General features: G+C 70.7%; 16 protein-coding genes and 2 pseudogenes. 8 read left to right on the top strand and 10 right to left on the bottom strand.

The window, feature by feature from the left end:
• The first annotated feature begins 10 nt into the window (after window positions 1-10).
• Window positions 11-1,468, top strand: a complete 1,458-nt coding sequence (locus tag JS521_RS04230; RefSeq protein ID WP_205081357.1) for a dihydrolipoamide acetyltransferase family protein — start codon at window positions 11-13, stop codon at window positions 1,466-1,468.
• A gap of 277 nt (window positions 1,469-1,745) precedes the next feature.
• Here JS521_RS04230 and JS521_RS04225 read toward each other — a convergent pair.
• Window positions 1,746-1,877, bottom strand: a pseudogene (locus JS521_RS04225) (TetR/AcrR family transcriptional regulator); the annotation flags it as partial.
• A gap of 64 nt (window positions 1,878-1,941) precedes the next feature.
• Between JS521_RS04225 and JS521_RS04220 the strand changes: the two are divergent.
• The gene (locus JS521_RS04220; RefSeq protein ID WP_372448549.1) at window positions 1,942-2,112 is read left to right on the top strand and encodes a hypothetical protein; all 171 of its coding nucleotides are present in this window, start codon (window positions 1,942-1,944) and stop codon (window positions 2,110-2,112) included.
• 186 nt (window positions 2,113-2,298) lie between these two features.
• On the opposite strand, the gene JS521_RS04215 is transcribed toward JS521_RS04220, so the two are convergent.
• From JS521_RS04215 to JS521_RS04205, 3 genes and pseudogenes are all read right to left on the bottom strand, one after another.
• Window positions 2,299-3,198, bottom strand: coding sequence for a D-alanyl-D-alanine carboxypeptidase family protein (locus JS521_RS04215; RefSeq protein WP_205081355.1), 900 nt, complete (start codon window positions 3,196-3,198; stop codon window positions 2,299-2,301).
• 131 nt (window positions 3,199-3,329) lie between these two features.
• Window positions 3,330-4,000, bottom strand: a pseudogene (locus JS521_RS04210) (cation efflux transmembrane domain-containing protein).
• Window positions 4,000-4,311, bottom strand: coding sequence for a helix-turn-helix domain-containing protein (locus JS521_RS04205; protein ID WP_307847765.1), 312 nt, complete (start codon window positions 4,309-4,311; stop codon window positions 4,000-4,002). The pseudogene JS521_RS04210 and the gene JS521_RS04205 overlap by 1 nt, the downstream one beginning before the upstream one ends.
• Window positions 4,312-4,331: 20 nt before the next feature.
• On the opposite strand from JS521_RS04205, the gene JS521_RS04200 reads away from it, so the two are divergent.
• Together JS521_RS04200 and JS521_RS04195 are read left to right on the top strand one after the other, a co-directional pair.
• Complete coding sequence (locus tag JS521_RS04200) at window positions 4,332-5,015, top strand: GntR family transcriptional regulator (protein WP_205081354.1); 684 nt, start codon at window positions 4,332-4,334, stop codon at window positions 5,013-5,015.
• Complete coding sequence (locus JS521_RS04195; protein ID WP_205081352.1) at window positions 5,012-6,319, top strand: MFS transporter; 1,308 nt, start codon at window positions 5,012-5,014, stop codon at window positions 6,317-6,319. The genes JS521_RS04200 and JS521_RS04195 overlap by 4 nt, the downstream gene beginning before the upstream one ends.
• A 70-nt stretch (window positions 6,320-6,389) precedes the next feature.
• On the opposite strand, the gene JS521_RS04190 is transcribed toward JS521_RS04195, so the two are convergent.
• Window positions 6,390-7,214: a maleylpyruvate isomerase family mycothiol-dependent enzyme gene (locus JS521_RS04190; RefSeq protein WP_205081351.1), complete on the bottom strand. Its 825-nt coding sequence runs from the start codon at window positions 7,212-7,214 to the stop codon at window positions 6,390-6,392.
• 201 nt (window positions 7,215-7,415) lie between these two features.
• On the opposite strand from JS521_RS04190, the gene JS521_RS04185 reads away from it, so the two are divergent.
• On the top strand, window positions 7,416-8,207 hold the full coding sequence (locus tag JS521_RS04185; protein ID WP_205081350.1) for a carbon-nitrogen family hydrolase: 792 nt from the start codon (window positions 7,416-7,418) through the stop codon (window positions 8,205-8,207).
• A 66-nt stretch (window positions 8,208-8,273) separates the two neighbouring features.
• Complete coding sequence (locus JS521_RS04180) at window positions 8,274-8,669, top strand: hypothetical protein (RefSeq protein ID WP_205081349.1); 396 nt, start codon at window positions 8,274-8,276, stop codon at window positions 8,667-8,669.
• A gap of 51 nt (window positions 8,670-8,720) precedes the next feature.
• Here JS521_RS04180 and JS521_RS04175 read toward each other — a convergent pair whose 3' ends face one another.
• Window positions 8,721-9,212, bottom strand: coding sequence for an LURP-one-related/scramblase family protein (locus JS521_RS04175; protein ID WP_205081348.1), 492 nt, complete (start codon window positions 9,210-9,212; stop codon window positions 8,721-8,723).
• A gap of 64 nt (window positions 9,213-9,276) precedes the next feature.
• Here JS521_RS04175 and JS521_RS04170 point away from each other — a divergent pair, with 64 nt between their 5' ends.
• Window positions 9,277-11,094 (top strand): NHL domain-containing thioredoxin family protein, encoded by a 1,818-nt coding sequence (locus tag JS521_RS04170; protein WP_205081346.1) that lies wholly within the window; start codon window positions 9,277-9,279, stop codon window positions 11,092-11,094.
• Window positions 11,095-11,142: 48 nt separating this feature from the next.
• On the opposite strand, the gene JS521_RS04165 is transcribed toward JS521_RS04170, so the two are convergent.
• From JS521_RS04165 to JS521_RS04150, 4 genes are all read right to left on the bottom strand, one after another.
• Entirely contained in the window at window positions 11,143-11,364 is a 222-nt protein-coding gene (locus tag JS521_RS04165) for a DUF6458 family protein (RefSeq protein WP_200737501.1), read from the bottom strand.
• Between the two features lie 103 nt (window positions 11,365-11,467).
• Complete coding sequence (locus JS521_RS04160; RefSeq protein WP_205081345.1) at window positions 11,468-12,766, bottom strand: M18 family aminopeptidase; 1,299 nt, start codon at window positions 12,764-12,766, stop codon at window positions 11,468-11,470.
• Between the two features lie 72 nt (window positions 12,767-12,838).
• Window positions 12,839-13,465 (bottom strand): Uma2 family endonuclease, encoded by a 627-nt coding sequence (locus tag JS521_RS04155; protein ID WP_205081344.1) that lies wholly within the window; start codon window positions 13,463-13,465, stop codon window positions 12,839-12,841.
• Between the two features lie 113 nt (window positions 13,466-13,578).
• Window positions 13,579-15,405, bottom strand: coding sequence for an acyl-CoA dehydrogenase (locus tag JS521_RS04150; protein WP_205081342.1), 1,827 nt, complete (start codon window positions 15,403-15,405; stop codon window positions 13,579-13,581).
• 168 nt (window positions 15,406-15,573) lie between these two features.
• Here JS521_RS04150 and JS521_RS04145 point away from each other — a divergent pair, with 168 nt between their 5' ends.
• A complete protein-coding gene (locus tag JS521_RS04145; protein WP_205081341.1) occupies window positions 15,574-16,041 on the top strand; it encodes an SseB family protein in 468 nt (155 codons plus the stop codon).
• Window positions 16,042-16,193 lie beyond the last annotated feature (152 nt).

Genomic DNA, 16,193 nt, shown 5'->3' with positions numbered 1-16,193 from the left:
GAGAGGGTTCGTGACGACGATGACCGAAACGTCTGCTCGTTTCCGTGAGTTCAAGATGCCCGACGTGGGCGAGGGACTGACCGAGGCCGAGATCCTCAAGTGGTTCGTCCAGCCCGGCGACACCGTCACCGACGGCCAGGTCGTGTGCGAGGTCGAGACCGCGAAGGCGGCCGTCGAGCTGCCGATCCCGTTCGACGGGGTGGTGCACGAGCTGCGCTTCCCCGAGGGCACGACCGTCGACGTCGGCCAGGTGATCATCGCGATCGACGTGGCCCCGGGCAGCGGCGACGCGCCCGCCCCGGCCGCCGCCGCTCCGGCCCAGGAGCCCGTGGAGACGCCGGAGGCCGAGGCCGAGCCGAAGGGCCGTACGCCGGTCCTGGTGGGTTACGGGGTCGCCGAGTCCTCCACCAAGCGCCGCCCGCGCAAGGGGGCGTCGGCCGCTCCGGAGGCCGCCGCCGTCGCGGCGGCGGTGCAGGCCGAGCTGAACGGGCACGGGGCGCCGGCTCCCGCCCCTGTTTCCGTGCCCGCGCAGGCCGGTGGTCAGGGTGGCGGCCGTCCGCTCGCCAAGCCGCCGGTCCGCAAGCTGGCCAAGGACCTGGGCATCGACCTGGCGACGGTGGTGCCGACCGGCAAGGACGGCATCATCACCCGCGAGGACGTCCACGCGGCGGCGGCCCCGGCCGCTTCCGAGGCTCCTGCGGCGGTCGCGTCCCCGGTGGCGCCCGCGGCCCCGGCAGCCGCTGTTCCTGCCGCCGTCTCCGACTCCGCCCGCGAGACCCGTATCCCGGTCAAGGGCGTCCGCAAGGCGATCGCTCAGGCGATGGTCGGATCGGCCTTCACCGCGCCGCACGTCACCGAGTTCGTCACGGTCGACGTGACGCGCACGATGAAGCTCGTGGCCGAGCTCAAGGAGGACAAGGACATGGCGGGGGTGCGGGTCAACCCGCTCCTGATCATCGCCAAGGCCCTCCTCGTCGCGATCAAGCGGAACCCCGAGGTCAACGCCGCCTGGGACGAGGCCAACCAGGAGATCGTGCAGAAGCACTACGTCAACCTGGGCATCGCGGCGGCCACCCCGCGCGGGCTGATCGTGCCGAACATCAAGGACGCGCACGACCAGACGCTGCCGCAGCTCGCGGCGGCGCTGGGCGAGCTGGTCAGCACGGCGCGGGACGGCAAGACCTCCCCGGCGGCGATGGCGGGCGGCACGGTGACCATCACCAACGTCGGCGTCTTCGGCGTCGACACGGGCACCCCGATCCTCAACCCGGGCGAGTCCGCGATCCTGGCGGTCGGCGCGATCAAGCTCCAGCCGTGGGTCCACAAGGGCAAGGTGAAGCCGCGTCAGGTCACCACGCTGGCCCTGTCGTTCGACCACCGCCTGGTCGACGGCGAGCTGGGCTCCAAGGTGCTGGCCGATGTGGCGGCGATCCTGGAGCAGCCGAAGCGCCTGATCACCTGGGCGTAAGAGCGTTTCCCGGTGGGGGGGGGGGGGGGGGGGGGGGGGCGGGGGCGCCCCCGGCGGGGGGGGGGGGGGGGGGGGGGGGGGGTGGGGGGGGCCGCGACCGCGGGTTGGGGCGCGCCCCGGGGGCCGGGGCGGGCCTGCGCGCGCCGCCGCCCCCCCCCCCCCCCCCCCGGTCGTGCCTTGCTCGGCCGGGGGGGGGCCCCCCCCCGCCCCCCCCCCCCCCCCCCCCCACCGGCGTATCAGGGCCTCTGCCTGAAGCGGTTGCCTTGAGGGCGGCCCGTCACCGCTGGTTCTCCCCGCCCAGGAGCGCGGCTGCGGCCTCTTCCGCCAGGTCCTCGGCATGCGCGGGCAGGGGGCGGCCGGCCCGGAGGTGGCGACGGACCACGGACAGCGGCAGATCGACCACGGCGAGGTTCCACGAGTACGCCGTTCTGCCCGTCGACGAGACGCACACGATCCTGCGCCACACCCTCGCCATGAATACCAGCGGCCCGGCCCGACTCACCTGGCCGCTCGTCTGGCGGCCGCTCCATGACGCCTTGCTGGAGGACAGCCTGGACCGCGCCGAGCGGGCGTGCACGGGGGCGGTGGAGAATCCGGCGCGTCGTGGCTCGTACGTACGGCTTCTGCGCCGCCTCGCGCGCTGAGCACCAAGCACGCGTTCGTACGGTGGTGAGCGCAGCGCCCACGCCCGGTGCGGCGAGACTCCTCACCGATTCCTGGCCGATGACTCACCGCACGGCGAGCCCGGCGAACACGCTCTTGGCACGCCGAAGGGGCCCGGCCCGCACACACCGTGCGGGCCGGGCCCCTTCCCGTACAGCGCAGGCCGGCTACTTCTTGAAGCCGTAGTCCATCAGCTTCTTCGCGTCGGCCGTGCGGTTGGCCTCGGAGGTCGAGGTGAGCACCGTGCCGATGACCGTCTTGCCCTTACGGGTCGCCGCGAAGACCAGGCAGTACTTGGCGGTCGGGCCGGAGCCGGTCTTGACGCCGGTCGCGCCGCTGTAGCTGCCGAGCAGCTTGTTGGTGTTGGTCCACGACATGTAGCGGTAGCCACCGCTCTTCGTGGTCACCTTCTGCTTCGTCGACTTGGACTTGACGACGGTGCGGAACGTGGAGTTCTTCATCGCCTTGCTGGCGATCTTCGTCAGGTCACGGGGGGTCGAGTAGTTGTTGCCGTTCCCGATGCCGTCGAAGGAGTCGAAGCGGGTGTTCTTCAGCTTGAGGCTCTTCGCCGTGTCGTTCATCTTGCCGATGAACGACTTCACGCGGGCCGCACGGGTCTTACCGGAGCCGAACTTGTCGGCCAGGGCGTACGCGGCGTCGCAGCCGGAGGGGAGCATCAGGCCGTAGAGGAGCTGGCCCACGGTGACCTTGTCGCCGACGATGAGCCGGGCGGACGAGGCGTTCTTCGAGACGATGTAGTCGCTGTACGCCTTCTGGATCGTGACCTTGGACTTCAGGTTCACGTTCTTCTGCGACAGGACGACCAGCGCCGTCATGATCTTGGTGGTCGAGCCGGTGGCCCGGCGGGTGTCGGCGGACTTGGTGAAGAGGGTCTTCCCGGTGCCGTCGTTCATCACGAAGCCGCCCTTGGCGACGATCTTCGGAGTCGGCGGCGTGGCGGCGTGTGCCGTGGAGGCGAAGGCGCTACCCGCGAGCACCGCACCGGCGGTGAGCGTCACGGTGGCCGTGACGGTGACGCGATTTATACGCTTGATGCCGATATTCAACTGAACGCTCCAAATGCCCCTGATGTGCGGCCACATATGGGTGCCGCTCGGAGGATGAGACTCCTGGGCCGGGGCAATGGATGTGTTCCCGAACGGGTGAATTTGCGCAGGCTTGACCCGGGCGTCTCCGGTCAGCGCCCGCAGCTGTCCGCGCCTGCCGTCGGCGCGCAGCAGCCCTTGCCGCGCCGGGCCTCGCGGCCCTCCTTGACCGCGATGACGGCGATGGCGAGGGCGGCGACCGGGTCGGCCCAGGACCAGCCGAGCGCGGCGTTGAGGAGCAGGCCGGCGAGCAGGACGGCGGAGAGGTACGTGCACAGCAGGGTCTGCTTCGAGTCCGCTACGGCGGAGGCGGACCCGATCTCGCGCCCCGCGCGCCGCTGGGCCGCTGGGCCGCCGACAGGAACGGCATGACCGCCAACGAGAGCGCGGCGATGCCGATGTCGAGGGGGGAGGGTTCGGCCTCGCCGGTGCCGGCCAGCACCCGGACCGCGTCGACGGCGACGTACGCGGCGAGGGCGAAGAACGACACGGAGATGATCCGCAGGGTGACCCGCTCCCGGCCCTCCCGGACCGCGTGGTCGCGGGCGGAGAACTGCCAGGCGACCGCGGCGGCGGAGGAGACCTCGATGACGGAGTCCAGGCCGAAGCCGATCAGGGCGCTGGAGGAGGCGGCCGTTCCGGCGGTGAGGGCGACCACCGCCTCGACGACGTTGTACGCGATGGTGGCCGCGACCAGCAGCTGTATCCGGCGGGCGAGCGCGTCCCGGCGGGCCGGGGAGGGGCCGAGGGTGAGCGCGGTCATCAGCAGCACCCCTCCGTCTCCGCGTCGGGGCACGTGCGGTCGGTCTCGACGGCCACCACCGCGGAGCGCAGGTCGTCCAAGGCGGTGCCGAGGCGCTCGTCGGCCAGCTCGTAGCGCGTACGGCGGCCGTCCGGCACGGTGACGACCAGGCCGCAGTCGCGCAGGCAGGCCAGGTGGTTGGAGAGCCGGGTGCGCGAGATGCCCAGAGCCTCGGCGAGGTCGGAGGGGTACGCAGGGCAGCTTGAACTGTGCCTGATCTCTCCGGGCCTGGCCGAGGTCCAGAATCCGGACGCCGGTCCCCATGCGTGCATGTTGTATCTATGCTGTGCGCATGCCTGCCGCCTCCTCCGCCCCCGTACGGTCCACGCCCTCCTCCCTCAAGCGCCCGCCCGCCGCCGAGCGGGTCTACACACACATCAAGGAAGCCGTCCTGGACCGGCGTTACGAGGGCGGGACGCTGCTCACCGAAGGGGACCTGGCGGACGCGGTCGGCGTCTCGCGGACGCCCGTGCGCGAGGCGCTGCTACGGCTGGAGGTCGAGGGGCTGATCAAGCTTTACCCGAAGAAGGGCGCGCTCGTCCTCGCCGTCTCCGCGCAGGAGATCAAGGACGTGGTGGAGACCAGGCTGCTGGTCGAGGAGTTCGCGGCGCGCAAGGCGGTGCCCGCCTCCCCGCGGCTGATCGAGCGCCTCGAACAGCTCCTGGAGGAGCAGCGGCAGTTGGCGGAGGCCGGTGACCTGGCGGCGGTGGCCGTCAAGGACCGCTGTTTCCACGCCGAGATCGTCAAGAACGCCGGCAACGAGATCCTCTCGCGCCTCTACGACCAGCTGCGCGACCGTCAGCTGCGGATGGGCGTCGCGGTGATGGAGGCCCATCCCGGCAGGATCGAGGCCAACATCACCGAGCACGGCGAGCTGCTGGAGGCGATCCGGGCCGGGGACGCCGAGGGGGCGGCCCTGGTCGTGCGCCGCCACGTCGGCCGGGTGCGGGTGCTGGTGCGGGGTGAGGACCGGTGAGTTCGGCCGCCCCCACGCTCTCCCTCCCCGGTGACCCGCCCGGCGGCCGGCGCGCCGCCTGGGTCTGGGGCATCGGCGTCGCCGTCTACTTCGTCGCGATCATCTTCCGTACGAGCCTGGGCGTCGCCGGACTCGACGCCGCCGACCGGTTCGACGTCAACGCCTCGGCGCTCTCCACCTTCTCCATCCTCCAGCTCCTGGTCTACGCGGGCATGCAGATACCCGTGGGGCTGCTGGTCGACCGGCTCGGCACCAAGAAGGTCCTCACCATCGGGGTCGTCCTGTTCACCGTCGGGCAGCTCGGCTTCGCGCTCTCTCCCTCGTACGGGATGGCGCTGGCGGCCCGCGCGCTGCTCGGCTGCGGCGACGCGATGACGTTCATCAGCGTGCTGCGGCTCGGCAGCCGCTGGTTCCCGGCCCGGCGCGGGCCGCTGATCGGGCAGGTCGCGGCGCTGTTCGGGATGGCGGGCAACCTCGTCTCGACGCTGTTCATCGCGCGGGCGCTGCACAGCTACGGCTGGACCACGACGTTCGTCGGCAGTTCGCTGGCGGGCGTGGTGGTGCTGGTGCTGCTCCTGCTGTTCCTGAAGGACCACCCCGAGGGCCACGAGCCGCCGCCGGCCGAGCACGCCGGGGCCGCGTACGTCCGCCGGCAGATCGCCGCCGCCTGGCGGGAGCCCGGGACGCGGCTCGGGATGTGGGTGCACTTCACCACGCAGTTCCCGGCGATGGTGTTCCTGCTGCTGTGGGGGATGCCGTTCCTGGTGGAGGCGCAGGAGCTGAGCCGGGGCACGGCGGGCAGCCTGCTCACCCTGGTGGTGCTGTCCAACATGGTGGTCGGGCTCGTCTACGGGCAGATCATCGCCCGCCACCACGAGGCGCGGGTTCCGATCGCGCTGGGCACGGTGGCGACGACGGCGCTGCTCTGGGCCTCCGCGATCTTCTACCCGGCCGACCACACGCCGATGTGGCTGCTGGTCGTCCTGTGCCTGGTGCTCGGCGCCTGCGGACCGGCCTCGATGGTCGGCTTCGACTTCGCCCGGCCGGCCAACCCGCCCGAGCGGCAGGGCACCGCGTCGGGCATCGTCAACATGGGCGGGTTCGTCGCCTCGATGACCACCCTGTTCGCCGTCGGGGTCCTGCTGGACGCCACCGGCGACAACTACCGCATCGCGTTCGCCTCGGTCTTCGTCCTGGAGGCGTTCGGCGTCGCCCAGATCCTGCGGCTGCGCCGGCGGGCGGCGCTCAGGGAGCGCGAGCACCACGTGGTGAGCCGCGTCGAGGCCGTGCACGTGCCCGCTTAGCCCTCACTCCGGGGGCGGGCACGTGCCCGTGAAGCGGTCAAGAAGTCACGAGGCCACGGGGGTCACGGGGTCACGGGGTCACGGCGAAGTTGTCCAGGATCGCCGTGGCCAGCTCTTGGTCGCCCTCGACCTTGATCCGGTCGGCGACGGCCGCGTGACGGACCCGGCCGCAGGCGAGCCGGACGTACGTCTCCCAGTCCAGCGACAGCGTCACGGCGGGGCCCAGCGACGGCGCGCCGTCTATCGAGCCGCGGCCCTCCGCGTCGATCCGTACGGTCCGCAGGAACTCCACCGGGCCGTGCACGTCGAAGACGACCGCCGAATTGGCGGGCGCGCCCGCGCTCTTGGCGACCACCTTCGGCAGCCCGGCGAGCAGCAGGTCCCGGGTGATCAGGGCGCCGGGGGAGTCCAGGTTGCCCGGCTGGCCGAGCGTGGTGCGCAGATCCTGTTCGTGCACCCAGACGTCGAAGGCCCGCAGATTCAGCGCCGTTTCGAGGGTCTGCTCGGCGCCCAGGGGCGCGCGGACCTTGGTCTCGGGGCTGCGCGACTCGTTGCGGATCTGGCGGGCCCGGCGGATGAGGACGTACTCCAGCTCGGCGGTGATCTCCGGGGAGGTGTGGTGCCGCCGGACGTCGACCTGCATCTCCATGTACCGGGCGAAGTCGCTCTGCACGTGGTAGAGGTCGCGCGGCAGGGTGTGGATCGGCCGGGGATCGCCGAGCATCTCGCACTCCATGCCGATGACGTGCGACACGATGTCGCGCACCGACCACCCCGGGCAGGGCGTCCGGCGGTTCCACTCGCTCTCGGGAAGGGGCTTCACCAGCTCGGCTATCGCCTCGATGGAGTGGGTCGCGGCGTCGGTGTAGGGCTGGAGGCTGGGATGGACGGTCACGGGACCCCTCGTGCGGTTCTGCGGTGCATGGGCTGGAGAGAGCAGGGAGTGCTGGCGGGTGGGCCGGCTCTGACGGCACTGTCGGCGAGCTGCGTGGGAGGTTCGACCGCTAAGTTACGCTGCGAGCAGGCACCCCGGCAGTGCTTTCGTGTGACGATCGTAGGCCCGTGTTGACGGCTTGAATGCCAGGACGGTGGTAGTGTGCGCGCCTCCCTCATCCAGATCGCAGTGGACCCGGACGAATCCGTCGAGGACCGCAGAGTGCGAGCGGCTTCTCTGGTGGTCGCCCAGCGAGGCGCTGACCTGGTGGTTCTGCCCGAACTCTGGCCGGTCGGGGCGTTCGCCTACACCGCCTTCGAGGCGGAGGCCGAGCCACTGGAGGGCCCCACGCACGAGGTGATGGCGAAGGCGGCCGCCGAGGCCGGTGTCTGGCTGCACGGCGGATCCTTCGTCGAACGCGCGGACGACGGCACCCTCTACAACACGAGCCTGGTCTTCTCGCCCGAGGGCGAGCGCTCGGCCTTCTACCGCAAGATCCACCGCTTCGGCTTCGACCAGGGCGAGGCGGTGATGATGGGCGCGGGCGAGGAGCTGGTGACCGTCGCCCTGCCGGACACCACCCTGGGCCTCGCCACCTGTTACGACCTGCGCTTCCCCGAGCAGTTCCGGGGGCTCGTCGACGCGGGCGCCGAGACGCTGATCGTCGCGGCGGGCTGGCCCGAGCGCCGGCGCTCCCACTGGACGCTTCTCGCCCAGGCCCGCGCCGTGGAGAACCAGGCGTACGTCCTCGCCGTCGGGACGGCGGGCACCCACGCCGATGTCCAGCAGGCCGGGCACAGCATGGTCGTCGACCCCTGGGGCGAGGTGCTGGCCCAGGCGGGCGCGGACGAGGAGATCCTGACCGTCGAGCTGGACGCGGACAAGGTACGCGCGACCCGGGAGCAGTTCCCGGCGTTGAAGGGCCGCCGCCTGGGGCTCGCGCCGCCGCTCTGAGGGCCGCGCGACGGCGTTCGCGGGGCGCCCGGCGTCAAGGTGCCCCGCCTGTTTACAGTGAGCGCCATGGCCGGACAGGGCAGTGCCGAATCGACGTTGCTCCGTGGCACGGCGGTCTTCGCCGCCGGTGTCACGGTCGTCCTCTACCTCTTCGGCCTCATCCTCGTTGGTGTCGCGCTCAGCGAGGCAGGGTCGGGGGCGGACTCGACCCCCATGCACCAGTGCCGCGACACGGGTGATCGGCCTCAGAACGTACAGGTGGACGCACGCCAGGTGCAGTTCCTGCCGCTGCGCGTCCTGTGTCGTACCCCCGACGGCAGGGAGTTCACCAGCGAGGTCGTCCCGTCCTGGCTCAACCCCGCTCTCGCGGTCTCCTTCGCGGCCACCGTCGCCCTTGCGGCAGCCGCCTTCGTCCAGGCGGACCGGCGGGTGGTGGCGCGCCAGGCGTCGGTCCGTTCCTGAGCCCCGCGTTGTTTCACGTGAAACAGCGAACTCCCGCGCGGGGACGCGTGCTCAGCCCTCGCTCTCCTTGTCCGCCAGGACGATCACGCACATCGCCACGGCGATGAGCAGCGCGGTGTCGGCGTCGTCCCGGACGACGTCGATGCCGTACGTGTCCCGGAGGGTCAGCCAGCGGCGCGAGATCTGGGCCAGCAGCTCACCGTCGTACTCGATGGCGAACTCACGGTCCAGGATCTTGCCGCTGACGTCCAGCTCCGTGCCGTCCACCAGCGTCACCCGGTAGTGGTTGCGGAGCAGCGACAGCCGTTTGCGCTTGACCTTGGCCAGCTCCTCGCCGCCCCGCTCGATGAGCATCGTGTCGCGCAGGCTGATCAGCTTCTGCCGCAGCTCGACCAGGACCCGGCCGTCGGCGTCCTTCAGCTCGAAGGTGTCGCGCAGCCGCATCGCCTTGCCGTCGACGAGGAAGACCTTCCGGCCCCCGTCGTCCTCGATCCAGTAGTCGTCGCCGATGGCGAACAGCCGCTCACGTACGAGAAGTCTCATGGGGCACAGGTTCCCCCGGGGCCCGGCGGAATGCGCGCAGGCGGTCAGGGTGTTGACTGGTGGCATGGCAACACGTGCACGCGTCCGCGCCCCCGAACTCATCGGCAAGGGCGGCTGGCTCAATACAGGCGACCAGCAGTACACCCTCGCTGACCTGCGAGGACGCATCGTCATCCTCGACTTCTGGACGTTCTGCTGTGTGAACTGTCTGCATGTCCTGGACGAGCTGCGCGAGCTGGAGGAGAAGCACCGCGACACCGTGGTGATCATCGGCGTCCACTCGCCCAAATTCGTCCACGAGGCCGAGCACCAGGCCGTCGTCGACGCCGTCGAGCGCTACGAGGTCCACCACCCCGTCCTCGACGACCCCGAGCTGGCCACCTGGAAGCAGTACGCGGTCCGCGCCTGGCCGACGCTCGTCGTGATCGACCCCGAGGGCTATGTCGTCGCCCAGCACGCCGGCGAGGGCCACGCGCACGCCATCGAGAAGCTCGTCGAGGAGCTGGAGGCCGAGCATGGGGCCAAGGGCACGCTGCGCCGGGGCGACGGGCCGTACGTCGCGCCCGAGCCCGTCGCCACGCATCTGCGGTTCCCCGGCAAGGCGCTGATCCTGCCGGACGGCGGCTTCCTGGTCTCCGACACCACCCGGCACCGCCTCGTCGAGCTGGACGCGGACGGCGAGACCGTACGACGCCACTTTGGCACCGGCGACCGCGGGTGGATCGACGGCGGCCCGGACGAGGCCCGGTTCAGTGAACCGCAGGGGCTCGCCGTGCTCCCGGACGGCCGCATCGCCGTCGCGGACACCGTCAACCACGCGATCCGCGCCCTGGACCTGACGACCGGGGCGACCAGCACCCTCGCCGGGACGGGCCGCCAGTGGTGGCAGGGGAACCCGACCAGCGGTCCGGCGCGCGAGGTGGACCTGTCCTCGCCGTGGGACCTCGCCTGGTTCGGCGACCGGCTGTGGATCGCCATGGCGGGCGTGCACCAGCTGTGGACGTACGACCCGGAGAGCGCGACCGTACGCGTCGCCGCCGGGACCACCAACGAGGGCCTGGTCGACGGGCCGGCCGCCGAGGCCTGGTTCGCCCAGCCGTCCGGGCTCGCCGTCTCCTTCGACGGGGAGCGGCTCTGGGTCGCCGACTCGGAGACCTCGGCCCTGCGATGGGTCGACCGCGACGAGCACGTGCACACGGCCGTCGGCACCGGCCTCTTCGACTTCGGCCACCGCGACGGGGCGGCCGAACAGGCGCTGCTGCAACACCCGCTCGGCGTGACCGCGCTGCCTGACGGGTCCGTGGCGGTCAGCGACACGTACAACCACGCCCTGCGCCGTTACGACCCGGAATCCGGCGAGGTCACCACGCTGGCCACCGATGTCCGCGAGCCCAGCGACGCGGTGCTGGTCGACGGCGATCTGGTCGTCGTCGAGTCGGCCCGCCACCGGCTGACCCGGCTCCGCCTGCCCGAGGAGGCGGTACGGGTCGCCGACCAGGCGCACCGCACCCAGCGGGCCGCCACCGAGATCGCCCCCGGCACCCTCCGCCTCGATGTGGTCTTCCAGGCGCCTGCCGGGCAGAAGCTGGACACCCGCTACGGCCCCTCGACCCGGCTCCTGGTCTCCGCCACCCCGCCCGAGTTGCTGGCGGACGGCTCCGGAGCGGGCACGGACCTCGGGCGCGAACTGGTCCTCGCGGACGAGGTCACCGAGGGCGTGCTGCACGTCTCCGCGATGGCGGCGTCCTGCGACGACGACCCGGCCAACGAGTACCCGGCCTGCCATGTGCACCAACAGGACTGGGGCGTCCCCGTCCGCGTGACCGCGGGAGGAGCGCCCCGGCTGCCGCTGGTGCTGGCGGGCATGGACGAGCAGGGCTGACGCGCCGGACGGGGGGGGCCTGCGTGGGGCGACCCGGAGCGTCAGCCTCTACTGGTAGCGCTGCTGGTCGTCCTGGACGACGGTGGTGGTGGGCGGCACGACCATACGGCGGCGCCGCGCGATGCTCATGTAGACGAAGACCCCGACGAGGCCGACGAGCATCATGATCCAGCCGACCAGATCGACGTTGACCGTGTCGACCTGCCAGTCGGTGGCGAACGCCAGGATCGCGCCCGCACCGATCAGGAGAATGCATCCTCCGAGTCCCATGAATTCCGCCTCCTCGACCGCCCGGTGAGTCCGGACCGGTGTACGACCCGCGTACCCGGCCCGGCAACAACCATGTGCGCGGAGGCGGTTGGACGTTTCCCGGTCAGCCGGCCAGGAACGCGGTGAGCGCGTTCGCCAGCAGGTAGGGGTCGTCCGCGCCGCACAGCTCACGGGCGCTGTGCATCGAGAGGATCGCCACGCCGATGTCGACGGTCTGGATGCCGTGCCGGGCCGCGGTGATCGGGCCGATCGTGGTGCCGCAGGGCATCGCGTTGTTGGACACGAAGGTCTGCCACGGCACGCCCGCCTTCTCGCAGGCGGCGGCGAACACCGCACGGCCGCTGCCGTCGGTGGCGTACCGCATGTTGACGTTGACCTTGAGGATCGGCCCGCCGTTGGCGACCGGGTGGTGCGTCGGGTCGTGCCGCTCCGCGTAGTTGGGGTGCACGGCGTGGCCGGTGTCGGAGGAGAGGCAGACCGTGCCGGCGAAGGCGCGGGCGCGGTCCTCGTACGTACCGCCGCGGGCGAACACCGAGCGCTCCAGCACCGATCCCAGCAGCGGTCCGTCGGCCCCGGTGTCGGACTGCGAGCCGTTCTCCTCGTGGTCGAAGGCCGCGAACACCGGGATGTACGGGATGTCGGCGTCGTCCTGCCCGGTGACGGCGGCCAGGGCGGCGGTCGCCGCGTGCACCGAGAGGAGGTTGTCCATCCGGGGCCCGGCCAGCAGCTCCCGGTCCCGGCCCAGGTAGGACGGCGGCTCGATGGCGTGCGGCATCAGGTCCCAGCCGGTGACGTCCTCCGCGTCGACGCCCGCCTCCTCGGCGACGAACCGGATCAGGTCGCCCTCCTCGACCTCGCCGAGCCCCCAGATCGGCTGCATGTGCTTCTGCCGGTCGAGCTTGAGCCCCTCGGCATTGGCCGACCGGTCCAGGTGCACGGCGAGCTGCGGCACCCGCAGCAGCGCCCGGTCGATGTTGACCAGCCGGTGCGTACCGTCGCGCAGCGAGATCCGCCCGGCCAGGCCCAGGTCCCGGTCGAGCCAGGTGTTGAGCAGGGTGCCGCCGTAGACCTCGACGGCGATCTGACGCCAGCCGTGCGCCCCGCTGTCGGGCAGCGGCTTCACCCGCAGGTTCGGGGAGTCGGTGTGCGCCCCCGCGATCCGGAACGGGGTGTGCGCCTCGGCGCCCTCCGGCACGTACCAGGCGACGATCGCCCCGCCGCGCAGCACGTACTTCCCGCCCGCCGTCGCGTCCCAGGCGGCGGTCTCCTCGACCTGCCGGAAACCGGCCTCCTCCAGCCGGGCGGCGGCGTTCGCCACGGCGTGGTACGGGGACGGGCTGGCCGCCAGGAAGGTCATCAGGTCATCGGTGTGCGCGCGGTCGAACCGGAGAGGGGAACTCATGTTCTTCACTGTAACGAGGACCCGGGGTCCGGTATCCGGTGAGTATCCGGTGGCCGGGCGAGATCCCGGCCCCTACAGCTCGTCGATCGAGGTCAGGTCGATGTCGATGTCGTAGGGGGCGGAGAGCTTGAGCCGGTCGTGGTGGACGCCGGTGGAGACGTAGGTCTTGTTGACCGGGTCGAGCTCGTAAGTGATGACCATGGGGCGGTGCCCATCGCCCACCATTTCCACGAGCCAGAAGTGCTTGATGCCCGCCGCCGCGTACTTGTGAGGCTTGGTGTCCCGGTCGCGGTCCTCGGAGTCGGGGGAGACGACCTCCACGGCGAGGAGGACGTCGGCGGCCTCGTAGCGGGTCTGGAGCTGATTGCCGTCCGCCTCTGCCGAAACCACCACCAGATCCGGTTCCGGCACACTCCGCTTGCCCAGGACGACCGCCATCTCCCGACGCACACGCAGGTGCCCGGGCACATGGAGGCGCAGTCCCTGCTCCAGTAGATACATCGCCAGCGTGTGGAACTTCCGCTGCGGACTCACGAAAACCAGGCTCCCGTCGATCAGCTCTGTGTGCGGCGGGAGGTCGTCAAGCGTGAAGAAGTCGTCCACGGTGTAGCCGTCCGCTGGCGGGACCGGCCACCTGGGGTTGGCGCGCCGCAGCTGCGACGCTTCGGACTGTGCCTCGGCGGTCATGGTTCCTCCCATGGAAGGGATTCTGGGCCGTGCACTCAGCGTACCCAGCTGATACGACAGCGCCCCCCCCCCAACTAATTCCGGGGGGCGGCGCTGGTTGACGTACGGAGCAGGCGAGCGAGGTCCTAGAACGCGGCCTCGTCCAGCTCCATCAGCGAGTTGTCGATCGACTCGGCGAGCGCGCGCTCGGTCGAGACGCCCGGCAGGACGTTCGCGGCGAAGAACTTCGCAGCGGCGATCTTGCCCTGGTAGAAGGCGACGTCCTTCGCGGAGGCGGTCGGCAGCTTCTCGGCCGCCACGGCCGCGCCCTTGAGCAGCAGGTAGCCGACGACGACATCGCCGGAGGCCATCAGCAGGCGGGTCGTGTTGAGGCCGACCTTGTAGATGTTCTTGACGTCCTCGCCGGTCGCGGTGAGGTCGGTGATCATCGTGCCGACGATCGCCTCCAGGTCCACGGCGGCCTTGGCGAGGGAGTCCAGCGCGGGGGCCAGCTCCTCGTTGCCCTGGGCGCCCGCGAGGAACTTCTTGATCTCCTCGGAGAGCGTGTTGAGCGAGGCGCCCTGGTCGCGGACGATCTTCCGGAAGAAGAAGTCCTGGCCCTGGATCGCGGTGGTGCCCTCGTAGAGGGTGTCGATCTTGGCGTCCCGGATGTACTGCTCGACCGGGTACTCCTGGAGGTAGCCGGAGCCGCCGAAGGTCTGGAGCGACTGCGCGAGCTGCTCGTAGGACTTCTCGGAGCCGTAGCCCTTCACGATCGGCAGCAGCAGGTCGTTGAGGCCGTTCAGCGCCTTGGCGTCCTCGCCCGCGGCCTCCTGCTCCTGGATCGCGTCCTGGACGGAGGCGGTGTAGAGCACCAGCGAGCGCATGCCCTCGGCGTACGCCTTCTGCGTCATGAGCGAGCGGCGCACGTCGGGGTGGTGCGTGATGGTGACCTTGGGCGCGGTCTTGTCCATGAAGTTCGCCAGGTCCGGACCCTGGACGCGCTCCTTGGCGTACTCCAGGGCGTTCAGGTAGCCCGTGGAGAGGGCGGCGATGGCCTTCGTGCCGACCATCATGCGGGCGAACTCGATGATGCGGAACATCTGGCGGATGCCGTCGTGCTTGTCGCCGATCAGCCAGCCCTTGGCGGGGTGCTGGTCGCCGAACGTCATCTCGCAGGTGTTGGACGCCTTGAGGCCCATCTTGTGCTCGACGTTCGTCGCGTACACGCCGTTGCGCTCGCCCAGCTCGCCGGTGGTCCAGTCGAAGTGGAACTTCGGGACCATGAAGAGCGAGAGGCCCTTGGTGCCGGGTCCTGCGCCCTCGGGGCGGGCCAGCACGTAGTGGATGATGTTCTCGGACATGTCGTGCTCGCCCGAGGTGATGAAGCGCTTCACACCCTCGATGTGCCAGGAGCCGTCGCCCTGCTGCACGGCCTTCGTCCGGCCGGCGCCGACGTCCGAGCCGGCGTCCGGCTCGGTCAGCACCATCGTCGAGCCCCACTGCTTCTCGACGGCGATCTCCGCGATCTTCTTCTGCTCCTCGTTGCCCTCGTCGAAGAGGATGCCGGCGAAGGCCGGGCCGGAGGAGTACATCCACACGGCCGGGTTCGCGCCGAGCAGCAGCTCCGCGTAACCCCAGATCAGGGAGCGGGGGGAGGTCGTGCCGCCGATCTCCTCGGGGAGGCCCAGGCGCCAGTACTCGGAGTCCATGAAGGCCTGGTACGACTTCTTGAAGCTCGCCGGGACCGGGGCGGTCTTGGTCTCCGGGTCGAAGACCGGCGGGTTGCGGTCGGCGTCGGCGTAGGAGTCGGCGAGCTCGTTCTCCGCGAGGCGGGCGACCTCGTCCAGGATGCTCTTCGCGGTGTCGACGTCCATCTCACCGAACGGACCGGCGCCGTACACCTTGTCGCGCCCGAGGACCTCGAAGAGGTTGAACTCGATGTCGCGGAGATTCGACTTGTAGTGCCCCATGGGAAGGCTCCGTAATCAATAGCAGTGGCGCCACAGCGCCCCGGGGAGTGATGCGGGTCGGGCGACAGGCAGGCGTAGGTCTATCAGCTGACCTCTCCGATGATGCTACCCGTCAGTAATAAGGCGCAACCCCTCAAGCCGTAGATGTGTCCGATTACTCTTTGCAGCATGTACGGCTACGACCAGAACCCTGGTGCTCAGCAGCAGATGGGTCAGATGGGCCAGATGGGTCAGATGGGTGGCGGCTACGGGGAGCAGCCGCTGTATCCCGAACCGTCGCCGCCCTCCCTGGCCGACGCGGTCCGGGCCTTCACCACCGGCTCCCTCGCCGCCGAGGACTTCCAGCAGATCTTCGCCACGTCGAAGGTCTACTGCCCGCGCGGCGACAACCCCGGCTTCCTGGCGCTGCACAACACGCAGCAGCCAGTGATCCCGATGTTCACCACGCTCAAGGAGCTGCGGCGGTACGCGGGCAAGGAGTCGAAGTACTTCGTGATCGCCGGGGCCGAGGTGATCGACCTGCTGCCGACGGGGTACGGCTTCGTCCTGGACATGGAGGGTGATCACCGGATGGTGTTCGACGCCAAGGCGGTCGAGCAGATGGTCGACTTCGCGATGCGCCGGATGTACGGCTAGGGATTCGGGGTGTCCGTCGGTCGCTGACCTGCGGTTCCTTCAGTCGGGGGGGGGGGGGGGGGGGGGGGGGGGGCGGGGGGCCCCCCCCGCCCGGGCCAGAAGGGCGCCAACGAAACGGAAGCGGGCGCCCAGCACGACGGAATCCAAGCCGT

The organism is Streptomyces durocortorensis (assembly GCF_016901035.1).
Taxonomy (GTDB): Bacteria; Actinomycetota; Actinomycetes; order Streptomycetales; family Streptomycetaceae; genus Streptomyces; species Streptomyces durocortorensis.
This window is presented reverse-complemented; position numbering and strand designations above follow the sequence as displayed.